Annotated in this window: 20 protein-coding genes and 1 pseudogene; 14 read left to right on the top strand and 7 right to left on the bottom strand. The window is 62.7% G+C overall.

The genetic code is table 11. The annotated features are described in order from the left end of the window. The first annotated feature begins 355 nt into the window (after nt 1-355). From ABD906_RS06275 to dnaQ, 5 genes are all read left to right on the top strand, one after another. Nucleotides 356-1,204: a pyruvate, water dikinase regulatory protein gene (locus ABD906_RS06275; RefSeq protein ID WP_165277341.1), complete on the top strand. Its 849-nt coding sequence runs from the start codon at nt 356-358 to the stop codon at nt 1,202-1,204. Next, nucleotides 1,191-1,796, top strand: a complete 606-nt coding sequence (locus ABD906_RS06270; RefSeq protein ID WP_345098648.1) for a Maf-like protein — start codon at nt 1,191-1,193, stop codon at nt 1,794-1,796. The genes ABD906_RS06275 and ABD906_RS06270 overlap by 14 nt, the downstream gene beginning before the upstream one ends. After that, nucleotides 1,789-2,631, top strand: a complete 843-nt coding sequence (locus tag ABD906_RS06265; protein ID WP_165277339.1) for a shikimate dehydrogenase — start codon at nt 1,789-1,791, stop codon at nt 2,629-2,631. Before ABD906_RS06270 ends, ABD906_RS06265 begins: the two co-directional genes overlap by 8 nt. Continuing rightward, nucleotides 2,628-3,212, top strand: coding sequence for a dephospho-CoA kinase (coaE, locus tag ABD906_RS06260; RefSeq protein WP_165277338.1), 585 nt, complete (start codon nt 2,628-2,630; stop codon nt 3,210-3,212). Before ABD906_RS06265 ends, coaE begins: the two co-directional genes overlap by 4 nt. Nucleotides 3,213-3,273: 61 nt before the next feature. Beyond that, nucleotides 3,274-3,999, top strand: coding sequence for a DNA polymerase III subunit epsilon (dnaQ, locus tag ABD906_RS06255; protein WP_345098768.1), 726 nt, complete (start codon nt 3,274-3,276; stop codon nt 3,997-3,999). 238 nt (nt 4,000-4,237) lie between these two features. Here the strand turns inward: dnaQ and secB are convergent, their stop codons facing one another. Together secB and ABD906_RS06245 are read right to left on the bottom strand one after the other, a co-directional pair. Then, complete coding sequence (secB, locus tag ABD906_RS06250) at nt 4,238-4,735, bottom strand: protein-export chaperone SecB (RefSeq protein ID WP_165277337.1); 498 nt, start codon at nt 4,733-4,735, stop codon at nt 4,238-4,240. 92 nt (nt 4,736-4,827) lie between these two features. Then, on the bottom strand, nt 4,828-5,322 hold the full coding sequence (locus tag ABD906_RS06245; protein WP_165277336.1) for an FxsA family protein: 495 nt from the start codon (nt 5,320-5,322) through the stop codon (nt 4,828-4,830). Between the two features lie 175 nt (nt 5,323-5,497). Between ABD906_RS06245 and ABD906_RS06240 the strand changes: the two genes are divergently transcribed. Genes ABD906_RS06240 through ABD906_RS06225 form a run of 4 tightly spaced genes read left to right on the top strand, consistent with a single transcriptional unit; the run spans nt 5,498 to nt 8,263 of the window. After that, the gene (locus tag ABD906_RS06240; RefSeq protein WP_165277335.1) at nt 5,498-6,205 is read left to right on the top strand and encodes a Tim44/TimA family putative adaptor protein; all 708 of its coding nucleotides are present in this window, start codon (nt 5,498-5,500) and stop codon (nt 6,203-6,205) included. A 38-nt stretch (nt 6,206-6,243) separates the two neighbouring features. Further along, the gene (gene mltA / locus ABD906_RS06235; protein ID WP_165277334.1) at nt 6,244-7,350 is read left to right on the top strand and encodes a murein transglycosylase A; all 1,107 of its coding nucleotides are present in this window, start codon (nt 6,244-6,246) and stop codon (nt 7,348-7,350) included. Beyond that, complete coding sequence (locus ABD906_RS06230) at nt 7,347-7,895, top strand: Smr/MutS family protein (RefSeq protein ID WP_165277333.1); 549 nt, start codon at nt 7,347-7,349, stop codon at nt 7,893-7,895. The genes mltA and ABD906_RS06230 overlap by 4 nt, the downstream gene beginning before the upstream one ends. Next, on the top strand, nt 7,892-8,263 hold the full coding sequence (locus ABD906_RS06225; RefSeq protein ID WP_165277332.1) for a helix-turn-helix domain-containing protein: 372 nt from the start codon (nt 7,892-7,894) through the stop codon (nt 8,261-8,263). Before ABD906_RS06230 ends, ABD906_RS06225 begins: the two co-directional genes overlap by 4 nt. Nucleotides 8,264-8,291: 28 nt before the next feature. On the opposite strand, the gene ABD906_RS06220 is transcribed toward ABD906_RS06225, so the two are convergent. The 5 genes and pseudogenes from ABD906_RS06220 to hslV form a co-directional block, all read right to left on the bottom strand. Beyond that, on the bottom strand, nt 8,292-9,248 hold the full coding sequence (locus tag ABD906_RS06220; protein ID WP_345098646.1) for a DUF1402 family protein: 957 nt from the start codon (nt 9,246-9,248) through the stop codon (nt 8,292-8,294). 230 nt (nt 9,249-9,478) lie between these two features. Beyond that, nucleotides 9,479-10,789 carry an ATP-dependent protease ATPase subunit HslU gene (hslU, locus tag ABD906_RS06215; protein WP_345098645.1) on the bottom strand — a complete coding sequence of 437 codons (1,311 nt, stop codon included), beginning with the start codon at nt 10,787-10,789 and terminating at the stop codon, nt 9,479-9,481. 6 nt (nt 10,790-10,795) lie between these two features. Next, a pseudogene (locus ABD906_RS06210) lies at nt 10,796-11,382 on the bottom strand (DUF2585 domain-containing protein). After that, nucleotides 11,379-11,903 carry a GNAT family N-acetyltransferase gene (locus ABD906_RS06205; RefSeq protein WP_345098644.1) on the bottom strand — a complete coding sequence of 175 codons (525 nt, stop codon included), beginning with the start codon at nt 11,901-11,903 and terminating at the stop codon, nt 11,379-11,381. Before ABD906_RS06205 ends, ABD906_RS06210 begins: the two are co-directional and overlap by 4 nt. Next, a complete protein-coding gene (gene hslV / locus ABD906_RS06200) occupies nt 11,890-12,441 on the bottom strand; it encodes an ATP-dependent protease subunit HslV (protein WP_165277330.1) in 552 nt (183 codons plus the stop codon). The genes ABD906_RS06205 and hslV overlap by 14 nt, the downstream gene beginning before the upstream one ends. Before the next feature lie 151 nt (nt 12,442-12,592). Here hslV and hisB point away from each other — a divergent pair, with 151 nt between their 5' ends. The 5 genes from hisB to hisF are packed head-to-tail and all read left to right on the top strand — an operon-like array spanning nt 12,593 to nt 15,865. After that, a complete protein-coding gene (gene hisB / locus ABD906_RS06195) occupies nt 12,593-13,201 on the top strand; it encodes an imidazoleglycerol-phosphate dehydratase HisB (RefSeq protein ID WP_165277329.1) in 609 nt (202 codons plus the stop codon). Nucleotides 13,202-13,205: 4 nt separating this feature from the next. Beyond that, nucleotides 13,206-13,691: a DUF2628 domain-containing protein gene (locus ABD906_RS06190; RefSeq protein WP_165277328.1), complete on the top strand. Its 486-nt coding sequence runs from the start codon at nt 13,206-13,208 to the stop codon at nt 13,689-13,691. A 4-nt stretch (nt 13,692-13,695) separates the two neighbouring features. Then, complete coding sequence (hisH, locus tag ABD906_RS06185; protein WP_165277327.1) at nt 13,696-14,346, top strand: imidazole glycerol phosphate synthase subunit HisH; 651 nt, start codon at nt 13,696-13,698, stop codon at nt 14,344-14,346. Beyond that, nucleotides 14,343-15,077 (top strand): 1-(5-phosphoribosyl)-5-[(5-phosphoribosylamino)methylideneamino]imidazole-4-carboxamide isomerase, encoded by a 735-nt coding sequence (gene hisA / locus ABD906_RS06180; RefSeq protein ID WP_165277326.1) that lies wholly within the window; start codon nt 14,343-14,345, stop codon nt 15,075-15,077. The genes hisH and hisA overlap by 4 nt, the downstream gene beginning before the upstream one ends. Continuing rightward, the gene (hisF, locus tag ABD906_RS06175; RefSeq protein WP_165277325.1) at nt 15,074-15,865 is read left to right on the top strand and encodes an imidazole glycerol phosphate synthase subunit HisF; all 792 of its coding nucleotides are present in this window, start codon (nt 15,074-15,076) and stop codon (nt 15,863-15,865) included. Before hisA ends, hisF begins: the two co-directional genes overlap by 4 nt. Nucleotides 15,866-15,870: the final 5 nt, after the last annotated feature.

Raw genomic sequence — 15,870 nt, 5'->3', positions numbered from 1 at the left:
GAATCTTCTTTTTCTAATTCCCTGTGCGCACTGTGAATTCCGACTTATCCACCAAAGGGCTGAAAATGCGAAGCCGGACAGCGCTCTGTGTGCAGCCCTTATAATCTCTGGATAAAGATTTGGAAGATCAGGAATCCTACATTGGAGTCAAGGAAGTAGGGATGAGGCGATTCGCAGCTGGCCGTGCGCGGGGCTGGGGATAACGGAACTGATTCCAACATAACTCTCTACAGGGCCGGATTCATTTTCACTGGGGGGTGAAATGTGAATAAGGGGGCCGATTATCCCAAGCGGCGGTCTCGCCTTGGACGGCTCTCCAAGCTATCAACACGTGTCCACAGCACGGGAGCAATGTGTGCATAAGCAGCAGAATTTCTTTCATCTCCACCTGATCTCCGATTCGACCGGAGAGACGCTCCTGGCTGCTGGTCGCGCCGCGGCGGCGCAGTACAAGAATGCGCGGGCGATCGAGCACATCTACCCGATGATCCGCACGGAAAAGCAGCTGGAGAAAGTGTTTGCCGGCATCGAGGCGGAACCCGGCATCATTCTCTACACGATGGTGGACCAGAAACTGGCCCGAAAGGTGGATGAATGGTGCGTCAACATCGGCCTGCCGAGCGTCAATGTTCTGGAGCCGGTGCTGTCCGTGTTCCAGGCCTATCTGGGCACGCCAGCGGGACGGCGCGTGGGCGCCCAGCACGTGCTGGACGCGGACTACTTCCGCCGCATCGATGCCCTGAATTTCACGATGGAGCATGACGACGGGCAGCTCGCCCACGAGCTTGATCAGGCAGACATCATTCTGGTCGGGATCTCACGCACGTCAAAGACGCCGACGAGCATCTATCTCGCCAATCGCGGCATCAAGACGGCCAACGTGCCGATCGTGCCGGGCGTGCCGCTGCCGGAGGCGCTCATCAATGCGAAGAATCCGCTGATCGTCGGACTCGTGGCGTCGGCCGAGCGAATTTCGCAAGTCCGCCGGAACCGGGAGCTAGGGACGGCGGAGCTGCCAGACCGCGTGGATACGTATATAGATAAGACGGCAATCGCCAATGAGCTCGCCTATGCGCGTCAGCTTTGCCAGAGACATGGGTGGCCCATCATTGACGTGACCCGCCGTTCGATCGAAGAAACGGCAGCCGCCATTCTCGACCTGCGCCAGAAGTGGCGCCAAGGAGGACACCATGCCGGAAGCTGAGACCATCATTCTCGCATCCACCAGCCCGTTCCGCCGCCAGCTTCTGGCCAATGCGGGGCTTTCGATCGAGGCGGTCGCGCCGGAAATCGACGAGCGTGCCGTGGAACAGAGCCTCGAAGGCGCTGACGTGACACCGGAGGACGTGGCGCAGATCCTTGCCGAGGCGAAAGCGGTGAACGTATCCGAGCGCTACCCGGACCGGTGGGTGATCGGCGGCGACCAGACGCTTTCGCTCGGCGACCGGATCTTCCACAAGCCCGCGGACATGGAAGGCGCGCGGCGGCATCTGCTGGCGCTGTCCGGCAAGACGCACCAGCTCAACAGCGCCATCGTGCTCGCCCGAAACGGCGAGGCGGTGTGGCGGCACGTCGAGATCGCGCGGATGACGATGCGCGAGCTTGATCCCGGATTCATCGGCCGCCACCTGGCGAGAGTGGGCGACATCGCCCTGAAGAGCGTCGGCGCGTATCAGATCGAGGGCGAAGGAATCCAGCTATTCGAGAAGATCGAAGGCGATTATTTCACGATCGTCGGGGTGCCGCTCCTGCCGCTCCTCGCCAGGCTCAGAGAACTGAAGGTCATCGATGGCTGAGAATTTTCCGCGCGCGTTCGTCTGCGGCTTTCCGGTGGCGCATTCGCGCTCGCCGCTCATTCACAATCACTGGCTGCGCGCCTATGGCATCGCCGGATCCTATGAGCGGCGGGAGGTGGCGCCGGAAACGTTCCCGGAGTTCATCCGGACGGTGCGGGAGGAAGGCTTCGCCGGCTGCAACGTTACCATTCCGCACAAGGAAGCGGCCTTCTCGCTACTGGAACAGAAGGACGAGTCGGCCGAGGCTATCGGTGCGGCCAATACGCTCTGGTTCGAGGATGGCAGACTTTGCGGCAGCAACACCGATGCTTACGGCTTTGCCGCCAATCTCGACGAGCGGGCGCCCGGCTGGGATCGGGGCGGCGTTGCCACGGTGCTTGGCGCCGGAGGTGCCGCGCGGGCGATCGTTCACGCGCTGCAGACGCGTGGCTTCCGCGATATACGCATCGTGAACAGGACAGTTTGGCGCGCCGAGGAACTGTGCCATCACTTCCGCGGCGGAACTTCGGCGCACGGGTGGGAGGCGATGGCTGAACTGCTGGCGGACACCAGTCTGCTCGTCAACACGACGTCGCTCGGCATGGACGGCGGTTCTTCCTACGACCTGCCGCTCGACCCGCTCCCTGAAAAAGCCGTCGTCACGGATATCGTCTACATACCGCTCGAAACACCGCTTCTCAAAGCGGCGGCGCAGCGTGGCCTGACGACCGTGGACGGTCTCGGCATGCTGCTGCACCAGGCTGTGCCGGGCTTCGAACGCTGGTTCGGCCGCCGGCCCGAGGTGACGGAGGACCTGCGGGCGCTGGTGATCGAGGACATGGAGAAGGCGCATTGATCATTCTGGGCCTCACCGGTTCCATTGGCATGGGCAAGACCACCACGGCCAGGCTCTTCATGGACGAAGGCGTGCCGGTGCATGACGCCGATGCTGCCGTCCACCGGCTCTATGCGGGTGAGGCCGCGCCGCTGGTGGAGGAGCTGTTTCCCGGAACGGTCGAGCACGGGGTAGTCAATCGCGAGAAGCTCGCGCAACGTGTGGTGGGAAACCCAGAGGCGATGAAGAAGCTAGAGACGGTCATTCATCCGCTGGTTCGGGCGGATTGCGAACGCTTCCTGGAGGAGCACCGGCAGAAGGGGACGCCTGTCGTCGTTCTCGACATCCCACTGCTCTTCGAGACGGGAGGGCGCGAGCGGGTAAACAAGGTGGTCGTCGTTTCGGCGCCCGCCGATGTCCAGAAGGAGCGGGTGCTTGCCCGTCCGGGCATGACGGAAGAAAAGTTGGAGGCCATCCGCGCCAGGCAGATGCCGGACGAGGAAAAGCGCCAACGCGCCGATTTCGTCATTGAAACAGGCTATGGGATCGAGCCGGCCCGGCAGGCGGTGCGGGAAATCTTGCGGCAACTGCGCGGCGCGTGACTTATCCACACGGGGACGCGGGCTCTGGCTTCGGCCATGATGGTCGCGTATGAAGGTCTACATGCGGGAAATCGTCTTCGATACGGAAACCACCGGCCTTGATCCACGCGAGGATCGCGTGATCGAGCTCGGCTGCGTCGAGCTGGTCAACCGGTTCCCGACGGGACGCAGCCTGCACTACTACATCAATCCGCAGGGTCGTTCCGTGCATCCGGACGCGCTGGCGGTGCATGGCATCTCCGATGCCGATCTGGCGGACAAGCCGACCTTTCCGGAGATTGCGGACGAATTCATCCAGTTCATCGACGGCGCGAAGCTCGTCGCCCACAACGCGAACTTCGACATCGGTTTCATCAATGCCGAGTTCGAGCGGATCGGGCAGTTGCTGATCCAGCCGGATCGGGTGATCGACACGCTCGCGATCGCGCGGCGAAAGCATCCGATGGGCCCGAACACGCTCGATGCGCTCTGCCGCCGCTACGGAATCGACAATTCTCGGCGCACCAAACACGGCGCTCTGCTTGACGCCGAGCTGCTGGCGGAAGTCTATATCGAGCTGGTGGGCGGCAAGCAGGCCAGCTTCGGCCTGGAAGTCAATCCGATCGAGCAGGCCAGCGATGATACGGGTCATCAGGTGGCGATCACGCTGCCGCCAAGGCCGCGCCCCCTGCCCTCGCGGCTGTCGCCCGAGGAACTTGCCGCGCACCAGGCCATGGTGGCCTCGCTTGGCCCCAAGGCGCTCTGGCTCAAGCTGGACGCGCCGGCGGACGAGGCCAAGACGGGTTAAGACCTTCCGGCAGTGTGGTCACGGAGGAAGCTCGAAGGTCGGGCAACCGGGCGCTCAAGAATTTCCAGAGCAGTTCAGATTTTCACGGAACCTCTGAATAGCTCCAAGCAATTGTCTTGTCGCAGTTCCGGACGGAAAACCGGTTTCCACTTTTCCCTGCTCCAAAGCCGGGCACAAATGAAAAAGCCGCGCTGGCTTCCCACCGCGGCTTGCTCATATCGTCTGTAGGACTCAGGTCTTAGGAGACCTGCACCTTGGCCTTCGCCTGTTCCTCGGCGATGCGCTGCTGGAACATGCGCGCGAAGTCGATCGGGTCGATCATCAGCGGCGGGAAGCCGCCGTTGCGCGTCGCGTCCGCGATGATCTGGCGGGCGAACGGGAAGAGCAGGCGCGGGCACTCGATGAACAGGATCGGCAGAAGGTGCTCCTTCGGGAAGCCCTCCACGCGGAAAACACCACCGTAGACCAGCTCGACGTTGAACAGGACGGAATTCTCCTGCTCAGCCTTCGCGGCGAGCGTCAGAACGACGTCGTAGTCCGTGCCCGAGACCGGGTTCGCGTTGACGTTGACGTTGATGTTGATCGAAGGGGGATTGCCGCGAGACACCAGCGACTTCGGCGCGCCAGGGTTCTCGAACGACAGGTCCTTCACGTACTGCGCCAGAATGCTCAGATTCGGCTGCTTGTTACCTTCCGGAGCGGCAGCCCCGTTGTTGTCCTGCGGTTGATCCGCCATTCCATCATGTCCTTTGCTGTTGCCTCAAGAGGCGTCATTTCCCTCGATTCGCTGCTAACACGCACCCTCTGTCATTACAAGTTGCGGGAGGTCTAATCCTTGTCGATCCTCCGCCAGGGGGTGTCTCCGGCCGAGCGGCTCGACGAATATTCGTCCTCATCCAGGTCGATGACCTTGTCTTCCCGGCTGTAGCGCCAGGTACGGGCCGAAAAGGTCGAGCTCTCGGACAGGATTATAATGTGGCGCCGCATGTAATGCCATGCGATGTCGCGCACGGGCGGGATGAAGAGCAGAAGGCCGATCGTGCTCGTGATGAAGCCCGGAACCACCAGAAGAAATCCGGCGACCAGGATCATGGCGCCGTGGACAAGCTCACGGTCGGGAACCCCGCCCTCGGTGGAAATCTGACGGATTCGTGACAGGACACCAAGCCCCTGGATGCGTACCAAGACGAAGCCCAAGACCGTTGAAAGAATAATCAGCCCGATCGTCGCCAAAACGCCAATTTGACGGCCTACGACGATAAAGCCCGCGATTTCCAGCAGGGGCAGGACGAGAAAGAAGACAGGAACCAAGGAGAACGGCAATGGCGTGGTTTAACCTCCGTGAGACAGGAATGGCTTTTCCCAAAGATAGGAACTCGTCAAGACAGTTTGAATGATCTTCAATCCCGTTCTATATGGGATAGTGCAAGGACGCAGGAAGGTTTGCCACGATGGCGCCGCTCCGGTCTTCTCCAGTACAATAACCGGCTAGGCTGATATGCAGTTCTTCGATTTTGGAACGATCTTCTTCATGGTCGCGGCGATCGTGATCTTCTTCCAGCTGCGTAGCGTCCTCGGCCGCCGGACAGGGAACGAGCGTCCTCCCTTCGACCCCTATTCCTCGGACCGCTCGACGCTTTCCGAGAAGGACAAGGTCGAGAAGAACGGCAATGTCGTCGCCCTGCCGCGACGCAACGCGGAGCAGCAGGCCAACATGTACGCGGTCATCGACCGCTATGCCGCGCCTGACACCGAGCTGAACCGGGGCCTGCGCGCGATCAAGGATGCCGATCCCAACTTCGATCCCAACAGTTTCATCGAGGGCGCCAAGCTGGCTTACGAGATGATCGTCATGGCCTATGCCCATGGCGACCGGAAGAGCCTCAAGAACCTGCTCTCCAAGGAAGTCTACGATGGTTTCGTGGCGGCCATCGAGGAACGCGAGAAGCGGGGCGAAAAGATCGAGTCGTCCTTCGTGGGCATCAACGAGATTTCCATCATCGCCGCCGAGATGAAGAAGACCGAGGCGCATGTCACGCTGCGGATCACCTCCGAGCTGATTTCGGCCACGCGCGACAGCGCCGGCGTCATCGTGGACGGCGATCCGGAGACAGTGGTCGAGGTCAAGGATGTCTGGACCTTCGCGCGTGACACGCGATCCAGGGATCCGAACTGGAAGCTGGTGGCCACCGAAGCCGAGGAGTGAGCCCGCATGCGGGCGCGGAAAGGGAAGAGAGGGACACCGTGAGTCTCTCGCCGCAACTCCAGCGAAGTTCCTTCCAGGAACTCCCGGGATGGCAAGAGGACAAAGGCATCTCAGCGGCGCTGGATGCCTTTTCTCGTTCCGCCCGTCGCGTGCGCGTGAAACCCTACCGCTCAGGCGCCCTCGGTCTGCGGCTCGAGGCGTTCGGGGAGGCATTCGATCGCGCGGCAGGTATTGCCGGGCCTGTTTCGGATGCGCAGGCGCGGATGTTCTTCGAGCAGTTCTTCGTGCCGTATTGCGTCATGCCCGAAGCGGGCGCGCGGTCGCTGGTGACGGGCTATTACGAACCTGTGGCCGAGGCCTCGCTGGTACGGACCGACGAGTACCTTCAACCGCTCTACCGCCAGCCGGACGACCTGATGGAAATCGAGGACCCGGCAAGCCTGCCCGGGTGGGATCCGAGCTTCCGGTTCGGGCGGAAGACGGCGGATGGTTTCGAGCAATATTTCGATCGCGGTGAGATCGACCGCGGCGCGCTCGAGGGACGCGGGCTGGAGCTTTGCTGGCTCAAGGACCGCGTGGACACGTTCTTCATTCATGTCCAAGGCGCGGCACGGCTCAAGCTTGCGGACGGAAGCCACATGCGGGTCACCTATGCGGCGAAGACCGGCCATCCATTCACCGGGATTGGCCGGGTGCTCGCCGACATGGGCGAGATCCCGCTCGCCGAAGTGACCATGCAGTCGATCCGGCGATGGCTGGCGGAGCATCCCGAGCGGATGGACGAGGTTCTCTGGCAAAACCGCAGCTATATCTTCTTTCGCGAGACGGAGCCCGGCGATCCGGCGCTCGGGCCCGTTGCCGCGGCGAAGGTGCAGCTCACGCCTGGCCGCTCCATCGCGGTCGACCGGCTCCTGCACACGTTCGGCACGCCGTTGTTCATCAGTTCTCCGGGGCTGGAGCCGGTGTTCGGCGAGCCCTTCCAGCGCCTCATGATCGCGCAGGACACGGGCAGCGCCATTCTCGGGGCAGCGCGGGCGGACCTGTTTATCGGGACCGGCCAAGCGGCAGGTGAAATCGCCGGAGTCATCAAGCACGACGCCGCGTTCTTCGTGCTGGTGCCGCGAAGCCTTGCGGGGGAGTCATGAGCAGGCGGAGAAAGTCCCTGACCGAAGAGGACCTTATCCTCTGGAGCCGCGTGGCGCGCACGGCGGTGCCGCTCAAGGGGCGGACGTATCCCGAAGAGCCGGAGCAGCCTGCAACCAAAGCGCCCGCGGACACCGTTCAGGATCTGAGCTTTCCGGCGGTCACGCCCGTCGGGGCACCGATTCCCCCGCAGACCCCGAAGAAGAAGGAACTCGTGGTCCGCAAGCTGGATCAGCCCACGCGAACCAAACTTGCGAAGGGGCGCCTGGAAATCACCGGCCGTATCGACCTGCATGGCATGACGCAGGACGAGGCCCATGCGGTCCTTCAGGCGTTTCTGTTTCGCGCATATCACAGCGGACAGCGCTATGTGCTGGTGATAACCGGCAAGGGCTCGACCGGCGAAGGCGTGCTGCGGCGTGCCGTGCCGCGATGGCTGGCCTCAGATCCGTTCCGCCAGTACGTCGGAAGCTATGAGGATGCCGCCCGGCATCACGGCGGGCATGGCGCGCTCTATGTCAGATTGCGCAAGAGGGGAATCCGGTGACACCGTTTGCCGCAAAGATCCGCCAGATCCGCAAGGCGCGCGGCATCAGCCAGAAGGAAATGGCCGCGGCGCTGGGCGTTTCGCCGGCCTATCTGTCGGCGCTGGAGCATGGGCACCGCAGCCCGCCCAACTGGAGCATGGTCCAGAAGATCATCGGCTTTCTCAATGTGATCTGGGACGAGGCCGACGAGTTGCAGCGCCTGGCGAAGCTCTCCAATCCGCGCGTCGTGATCGATACGGCGGGGCTGTCGCCCCGGGCCACGGAGCTCGCCAATTTGCTCGCGCAAAGGATTGGCGACCTCTCGGAAGAGGATCTCGCCCGTCTCAGCGAGACGGTCGGGAAGATGCTGGAGCGGAAGACGGAGTAACGGCGCTCCACACGGGGAAGCGACGAGCTCAGAACTCAGATGAGGCTACAAGAGCTTCCAGTTCCTCGCGCTTCTGGTTCACCAGCCAGCCGTAATAGTTTTCCTCCGGCAGTCTGATGGGCTGCCCCTTGGCCCGGCGGGCACGGTTTTCCGCCGCCAGCTTCGCGGCGCGGGCCTCCGGGTTGCCGATGTTGTAGAGCGTGGAGGTGATGCCGGGATTCTTGCTGATATCGAAGTTGGCGATGCGCTTGTAGGCCTCGATGGACTTCTTCAGCGTGGCCGCGACATAGGCCAGCGAAATATCGGGGTCCATGATTGCCTGATAGACCTCGGTGGGCTTGCAGTGGTCCAGCGGTCGGAAGCCGGAGACCTTGGCTACCGTGTCGGTCATCTTCAGGGCGGTGAGCGGGTTCAGCTGTCCGATGCCGAAGGTCTGGCCGGCGTAGAAGGGCTGGAAGAAGACGGCGCCGAAGCGGTCGTTCGGAAAGCGCTTTCCATCGACCGTCTTGCCGCGGAACTGGCCTTCCCAGATGTTCTCGCGGCAGGTCCAGAGGTCATAGCTGTCGGTGAACTTCTCGCAGCTCTTGAACTGTGGACGCTTGATGAATTCGTCGAGGGCTTCCCCGCTGTGGGAGAACGAAAAGCTCGACGTGAGGTACGACGCGGCCTTGACGTAGTAGGTCTGGAGGCGGTCGTAGGCATCGACGTTGTAGGTGTGCTCGCCGACGATAGCGCCAACGATGTGAACGGGCGCGATGCCATAAGCGGCCGCGACTTCGCGGATCTTGGCCCGCAGGCGGTTGTCCTTGCGAAGCAATTGGTAGACGCGCGCGTACTTGGCCTCATAGGTGGTCTGGGCTGCCCTGGTACGTTTCGCGGAAACGCCCGGGATGGGTGGCTGCTCGGCATTTCTGTTGCCGGGAGGCACGATCTGCGCTGCCTCAGCCGCGCAGGCGAGACCCGTGACAAGCGTCAGTCCGATCAATAAGCTGCGAATGGTAATCACCGCCCAAACCCATTGATGTGCCGCGTCGCAAGCGGCGAAGTTCACCGCTGGGCCGCAGTACAGTCAGTCAGATTGCGGCTTGCCGCGGGAGAATCGCTGCCGCCGCGAATAATCATGATTAACGATGGTTGCAACCTAGAAAAACCCCGCGCCAAAGTCGAGGACTTTGCCAGGCGCGGGGTCGATATTGCGGGAGTGTGGCCTTTCGCTCACAGGATGTAGCGCGACAGGTCCGTGTTGCGGGACAGGTCGCCCACATGCTGCTCCACGTAGCGGGCGTCAATCACCACCTTCGTGCCGCTCCGGTCGGGGGCGTTGAAGGAAATGTCGTCCAGCACGCGCTCCATCACCGTCTGCAGGCGGCGAGCGCCGATATTCTCGACATTCGCGTTCAGTTCGACGGCGATCTCGGCTAGACGGTCGATCGCGCCGTCGGTGAACTCGAGCTCAACGCCTTCGGTCGCCATAAGTGCAATATACTGCTTGATGAGGCTGGCTTCCGTCTCGGTCAGGATGCGGCGGAAGTCGTCCTTCTCCAGCGCGCGCAGCTCGACGCGGATGGGCAGGCGGCCCTGAAGCTCCGGCAGCAGGTCCGAGGGCTTCGAGACATGGAAGGCGCCGGAGGCGATGAACAGGATATGGTCGGTCTTCACCGGGCCATACTTGGTCGCGACGGTCGTGCCCTCGACCAGCGGAAGCAGGTCGCGCTGCACGCCTTCACGCGAGACGCCGGCGCCGAGGCCCCCTTCCCGCGAGGCGATCTTGTCGATCTCGTCGATGAAGACGATGCCGTCGTTCTCGGCGGAAGCCAGCGCGCGGCGGATCACCTCGTCCTGGTCCAGAAGCTTGTCGGACTCGTCGTTGATCAGGATCTTGTAGGATTCGCGGACCGTCGTCTTCACAGTCTTGGTGCGCACGCCGCCCATCGCCCGCTGGATCATGTCATTGATGTTGAGGACGCCGATGTTCGCGCCGGGCACGCCGGGGATCTCGAACCCGCCGAGCGGGCCGCCGTTGTCCGCGACCTGAATCTCGATCTCCTTGTCGTCCAGTTCGCCGTTGCGCAGCTTCTGGCGAAAGCTGTCGCGGGTGGCAGGGCTGGCAGTCTTGCCCACCAGCGCGTCAAGCACGCGCTCCTCGGCGTTCAGATGGGCGCGGGCCTGCACGCCCTGGCGCATCTGCTCGCGGGTGAGTGCGATGGCCGCCTCGACGAGGTCGCGGATGATCTGTTCCACGTCGCGGCCGACATAGCCAACCTCGGTGAACTTGGTGGCCTCGACCTTGATGAAGGGCGCGCCGGCGAGCTTCGCCAGGCGGCGCGAGATCTCGGTCTTGCCCACGCCGGTCGGGCCGATCATCAGGATGTTCTTCGGCATGACCTCTTCGCGCAGGTCCGGCGGCAGCTGCTGGCGGCGCCAGCGGTTGCGCAGGGCGATGGCTACCGCTCGCTTCGCCTCATGCTGGCCGATGATGTAGCGGTCGAGCTCAGAAACAATTTCACGGGGAGAGAAAGTCGCCATGTGCTGTTATAATCCAGATTGCCACTGCTTAATCGCCTCGGAGGGTAAAGCAGCATGATTACGTTGAGGGTCAGGTTGTCCCGGATGGCGTAGCCGACGCCAACCTCGAAAATGATGGCCAGAGTCACTGTCACCCATATAGGTAGCCGTGCGGCAAGTACAAAACCCACTATCATCCAGAGTGTGTCGGACACCGAATTGATGACGCTGTCGCCGAAGTAGTCGAGCGAGATGGTCGCCTCGCGGGAACGGTTGATGACCCGGTCTGTGTTCTCCAGAATCTCCCAGAAAACCTCGACCGCCGTGGCGATGGCGAGCCGGTAGCTGACGCGCAGCCGGCGGCGAAAGAGCGCCCATGTGGCGAAGTAGAACAGGAAGCCGTGAATGATGTGCGAGGGCGTGTACCAGTCGGCAAGATGCTGGCTGTTCTCGCTACTGTTGACCACGCCCCACCACAGCTTCACCGTGCCGCATTCGCAGATGAGCGGCTGGCCCATGAAGGTAAGCGCCATGCCCTGAAAGGCGACAAGCGCGGCGGTGATGAGAATGCCCCCCAGAAGGAAGCGATCGGAGTTCGCTTCCCCGCTGGTCATGATGGATCGTCTTCCGGATTGTCGATGGCCATGAGAAGGACCCTGCCGTATTCGCTCGTTCGTTCGCCCAGCGGGCGGAAGCCCGCCTTCGTGTAGGCGGCGATTGCGCGGGTATTGTCCGGGCTCGGATCGATGATCACGCGCGCGGCCCCTTCCCCGAACAGCTCTTCAACGAACTGCCGGAGGATCGCCGAGCCGTGACCCCCGTTAATGAGTTCCGCCGGGCCGATGGAGAGATCGACGCCCAGGGTGCCGAAGGGCTGATCGGCATAGGGATGGTCATCCTCGAGATGCGGGTCGTAGGACTGAAGGTAGGCAATGGGCCTGCCATCCAGCTCGACGATCAGCGGCTCGACCGAGACGCTGTCCATATGTTCACGGATCTCGGCGATTTCGCGGACGGGATCGCCCCACCATTCAGCCCAGTGCGGCTGCCTGATCCACTGTTCGAGGAGCGGAAGATCCGCTTCCTCGACAGCACGAAAATCGTAAGTGTCGTCCGACGGCTCACTCCGCGGCATCGAGCGATTCCAGGATGATGTTGTTGTTGGTGTAGATGCAGATGCTGGCGGCGATCTCCATGGCCTTGCGGGCGATCTCCTCGGCGCTCTTGTCCGTGTCGATCAGGGCCTTGGCCGCGGCAAGCGCGTAATTGCCGCCGGAACCGATCGCCATGATCCCCTGCTCCGGCTCGAGAACGTCACCGTTACCGGTGAGGGTCAGAGTCACGTTCCGGTCCGCCACGAGCATCATCGCCTCGAGGTTGCGCAGGTAACGGTCCGTGCGCCAGTCCTTCGCAAGCTCCACGCAGGCGCGGGTCAGTTGGTCCGGGTACTGCTCCAGCTTCTTCTCCAGGCGCTCCAGGAGGGTGAAGGCGTCGGCGGTCGCGCCGGCGAAGCCCGCAATCACGTTGCCATTGCCGATGCGGCGGACCTTGCGGGCATTGCCCTTGATCACGGTCTGGCCGAGGCTTACCTGGCCATCGCCGGCGATGACCACCTTGCCGCCCTTGCGCACGGTCACGATGGTCGTGGCGTGCATAGAGATTTTTTCACTCATTGATCGTTATCCTTGATGCCATCCGGCTGTCTTAGCCACCTATGTAAGCGCGGGGCGGCCGATTGCAATCACGGGCCGCGGTTGCGTCTGCGTGCTGGCGTTTGTTGTTCACATGCTCTAAAAGGCCCCCGTTGGCGATAAGGAATTGATTATGGTCCTCGGCAATTCTCGCGCGGCGCAGATCAGCCGCAAGACAAACGAGACGGACATTACCGTTTCCGTCGACCTCGATGGCAGTGGCCGGTACGAGATCTCGACCGGCGTGGGATTCTTCGACCACATGCTGGAGCAGCTGTCGCGGCATTCGCTGATCGACATGACCGTGAAGGCCAAGGGCGACCTGCACATCGACGACCACCACACGGTCGAGGACACCGGCATCGCCATCGGACAGGCGATCGCGCGAGCGGCGGGCGACCGGCGCGGCATCGTGCGGTATGCCTCGCTCGACCTCGCCATGGACGAGACGCTGACGCGCGCAGCCGTGGACGTCTCCGGCCGGCCTTACCTCGTCTGGAACGTCAATTTCCCGACCCAGAAAATCGGCACGTTTGATACGGAACTGGTGCGCGAGTTTTTTCAGGCGCTGGCCCAGAATGCAGGCATCACGCTGCACATCACCAACCACTATGGCGTGAACTCGCATCACATCGCCGAGACCTGCTTCAAGGCGGTGGCGCGGGTGCTGCGCACCGCGCTGGAGCCGGATCCGCGGCAGCCGAACGCCATTCCTTCCACCAAGGGTACACTGAACGGCTGAGCTGATGGCCAGTTACTACGTCCTTGAATCTCCTGAAACGGATGGCATGGGGCGACCAGCGGATGCCGTCCTGATCAGGGACGGATTTTCGGTCATCGCGTTCATCGCCCCCTTCCTGTGGTTCCTGTTCCACCGGATGTGGTTCGAGGCGCTGCTGGTCTTCGGTGCGTTCACCCTGCTGGCCATGCTGTCGCTGGTGCCAGGGCTCGACTTCTTCTCAGTGCTTGGGATCATTGTCTGCCTGTTCTGCGGACTCGAGGCGCAGAACCTGTGGGCCGCATGGCTCCGGCGCCGCGGCTGGAGGGACTGGGGCATCGTCGTCGGGGCAAACCGGGACGAAGCCGAGCTGCGCTATCTTTCCGCGCTGGCGGCAGAGGGCGATGAGGACGGGACCGCAGGTCTCACTGTTCCACGTGAAACCGCTTCGCAGACCGGACCATGGTCCGATGGTTCCCAATTTGGCTTGATTGACTACCCACGAAAGGCCTGACGCAATGCGTGTCGCCATTATTGATTACGGCTCGGGCAACCTCCGGTCTGCCATGAAGGCTTTTCAGAAAGCCGCGGAGAATTCCGGCATCAGCGCGCAGATCGAACTCGTGAGCGAGCCCGAACGGGTGAAGTCGGCGGACCGCATCGTGCTGCCCGGCGTCGGGGCCTATGCGGACTGCAAGGCAGGCCTGGTGGCCGTGCCCGGCATGATCGAAGCGATCAACGAGGTTGCCATAGAGCGCGGACGTCCCTTCCTAGGCATCTGTGTCGGCATGCAACTCATGTCCTCGCGCGGGCTCGAGAAGCAGGTCACCCAGGGCTTCGGCTGGATCAAGGGCGACGTGAAGCTGATGACGCCGGATGATCCTTCGCTGCGCATTCCGCAGATCGGCTGGAACACGATTCACGTGAAATATTCGCACCCCCTGTTCGAGGGTATCGCCACGGGACCCAACGGCTATCACGCCTATTTCGTGCACTCCTACCATCTCGACGCCGAGAACAAGGAAGACGTTCTCGCCACGACCGACTACGGCGGCGAGGTAACCGCTGCGGTCGCGCGCGGCAATCTCGCGGGAACCCAGTTCCATCCCGAGAAGAGCCAGGTGCTCGGCCTGCTTCTCATCGCAAACTTTCTGAAGTGGAAGCCATGATCCTGTTTCCTGCCATTGATCTGAAGAATGGCGAGTGCGTCCGCCTGAAACTGGGCGAGATGAGCCAAGCCACGGTCTACAACACGGACCCCGCGGCGCAGGCGCGGACGTTCGAGGAGCAGGGTTTCGAGTGGCTGCACGTGGTAGACCTCGACGGCGCGTTCGCCGGCACCAGCGTGAACGGGGCAGCGGTTGAAGCGATCCTCAGGGCGACGAAGAACCCGGTGCAACTCGGCGGCGGCATCCGCTCGATGGAGCAGATCGAGGCGTGGTTCGACAAGGGGCTGGCCCGGGTGATCCTGGGCACGGTGGCCGTGCGCAATCCGCAGCTGGTGCGCGAGGCCTGCGCGGCGTTTCCCGGCCGCATCGCCGTTGGCATCGACGCGCGTGGCGGGCGCGTGGCGGTCGAAGGCTGGGCCGAGACCTCGGACCTGACGGCAGAGGAGCTTGCCAAGCGCTTCGAGGGCGCGGGCGTGGCTGCGATCATCTACACCGATATCGACCGCGACGGCGTGCTCAAGGGCATCAACTGGGAGTCCACCATCGCGCTCGCGAATGCGGTCAACATTCCGGTGATCGCCTCCGGCGGGCTGGCCTCCATGGCGGATATCGAGCGGATGATCCAGCCGGATGCGGCGGTGCTGGAAGGCGCAATCTCCGGACGCGCACTATATGATGGGCGTATCAATCCTGCCGAAGCCCTGGCTCTACTCAGAAAGGCACGGTCATGAGTTTCAAGGCGCGCGTCATCCCCTGCCTCGACGTCAAGGACGGACGGGTGGTCAAGGGCGTGCAGTTCGTCGACCTGATCGACGCGGGCGATCCTGTGGAAGCCGCCAAGGCCTATGACGAGGCCGGAGCGGACGAGCTCTGCTTCCTGGACATCACGGCGAGCAGCGACAACCGCGAGACCATTTACGACGTGGTGGCGCGCACGGCCGACCAGTGCTTCATGCCTGTCACCGTCGGCGGCGGCGTGCGGGAGGTGCAGGATATCCGCAAGCTGCTGCTCTCGGGCGCCGACAAGGTGTCGATCAACACGGCGGCGGTCCGGAATCCGGAGTTCGTGGCCCGGGCGGCGGACAAGTTCGGCGACCAGTGCATTGTCGCCGCCATCGACGCCAAGAGGGTCTCGGGCGAAGGCGAGACGCCGCGCTGGGAAATCTTCACGCACGGCGGGCGCAATCCAACCGGCATCGATGCGGTGGAGTTCGCCTGCAAGGTGGTGGAGCTGGGCGCGGGTGAAATCCTGCTCACCTCCATGGATCGCGACGGCACCAAAGCCGGCTATGACATTCCGCTGACGCGCGCTATCACCGATGCGGTGCGCGTGCCGGTGATCGCTTCGGGTGGCGTCGGAACGCTGGAGCACATGGTGGAAGGCATCCGCGACGGACACGCCACCGGCGTGCTGGCCGCCTCCATCTTCCATTTCGGCACCTACACGATCCGGCAGGCGAAGGATTACCTCGCGAAGGCGGGTATTCCCGTGCGGCTTGATCCAGTGAGAGAAGGGTGATGGCG

It is taken from the genome of Chelativorans composti (assembly GCF_039541695.1).
GTDB lineage: Bacteria > Pseudomonadota > Alphaproteobacteria > Rhizobiales > Rhizobiaceae > Chelativorans > Chelativorans composti.
The sequence above is the reverse complement of the archived record's forward strand: the minus strand, read 5'-3'. Positions and strand labels throughout refer to the sequence as shown.

Coding starts and splice junctions, on each gene's coding strand:
- ABD906_RS06270 (WP_345098648.1), top strand. CDS start 1,191: ATGCCGGAAGCTGAGACCATCATTCTCGCATCCACCAGCCCGTTCCGC.
- ABD906_RS06265 (WP_165277339.1), top strand. CDS start 1,789: ATGGCTGAGAATTTTCCGCGCGCGTTCGTCTGCGGCTTTCCGGTGGCG.
- dnaQ (WP_345098768.1), top strand. CDS start 3,274: ATGCGGGAAATCGTCTTCGATACGGAAACCACCGGCCTTGATCCACGC.
- secB (WP_165277337.1), bottom strand. CDS start 4,735: ATGGCGGATCAACCGCAGGACAACAACGGGGCTGCCGCTCCGGAAGGT.
- ABD906_RS06240 (WP_165277335.1), top strand. CDS start 5,498: ATGCAGTTCTTCGATTTTGGAACGATCTTCTTCATGGTCGCGGCGATC.
- ABD906_RS06230 (WP_165277333.1), top strand. CDS start 7,347: ATGAGCAGGCGGAGAAAGTCCCTGACCGAAGAGGACCTTATCCTCTGG.
- hslU (WP_345098645.1), bottom strand. CDS start 10,789: ATGGCGACTTTCTCTCCCCGTGAAATTGTTTCTGAGCTCGACCGCTAC.
- ABD906_RS06205 (WP_345098644.1), bottom strand. CDS start 11,903: ATGCCGCGGAGTGAGCCGTCGGACGACACTTACGATTTTCGTGCTGTC.
- hslV (WP_165277330.1), bottom strand. CDS start 12,441: ATGAGTGAAAAAATCTCTATGCACGCCACGACCATCGTGACCGTGCGC.
- hisB (WP_165277329.1), top strand. CDS start 12,593: ATGGTCCTCGGCAATTCTCGCGCGGCGCAGATCAGCCGCAAGACAAAC.
- ABD906_RS06190 (WP_165277328.1), top strand. CDS start 13,206: ATGGCCAGTTACTACGTCCTTGAATCTCCTGAAACGGATGGCATGGGG.
- hisH (WP_165277327.1), top strand. CDS start 13,696: ATGCGTGTCGCCATTATTGATTACGGCTCGGGCAACCTCCGGTCTGCC.
- hisA (WP_165277326.1), top strand. CDS start 14,343: ATGATCCTGTTTCCTGCCATTGATCTGAAGAATGGCGAGTGCGTCCGC.
- hisF (WP_165277325.1), top strand. CDS start 15,074: ATGAGTTTCAAGGCGCGCGTCATCCCCTGCCTCGACGTCAAGGACGGA.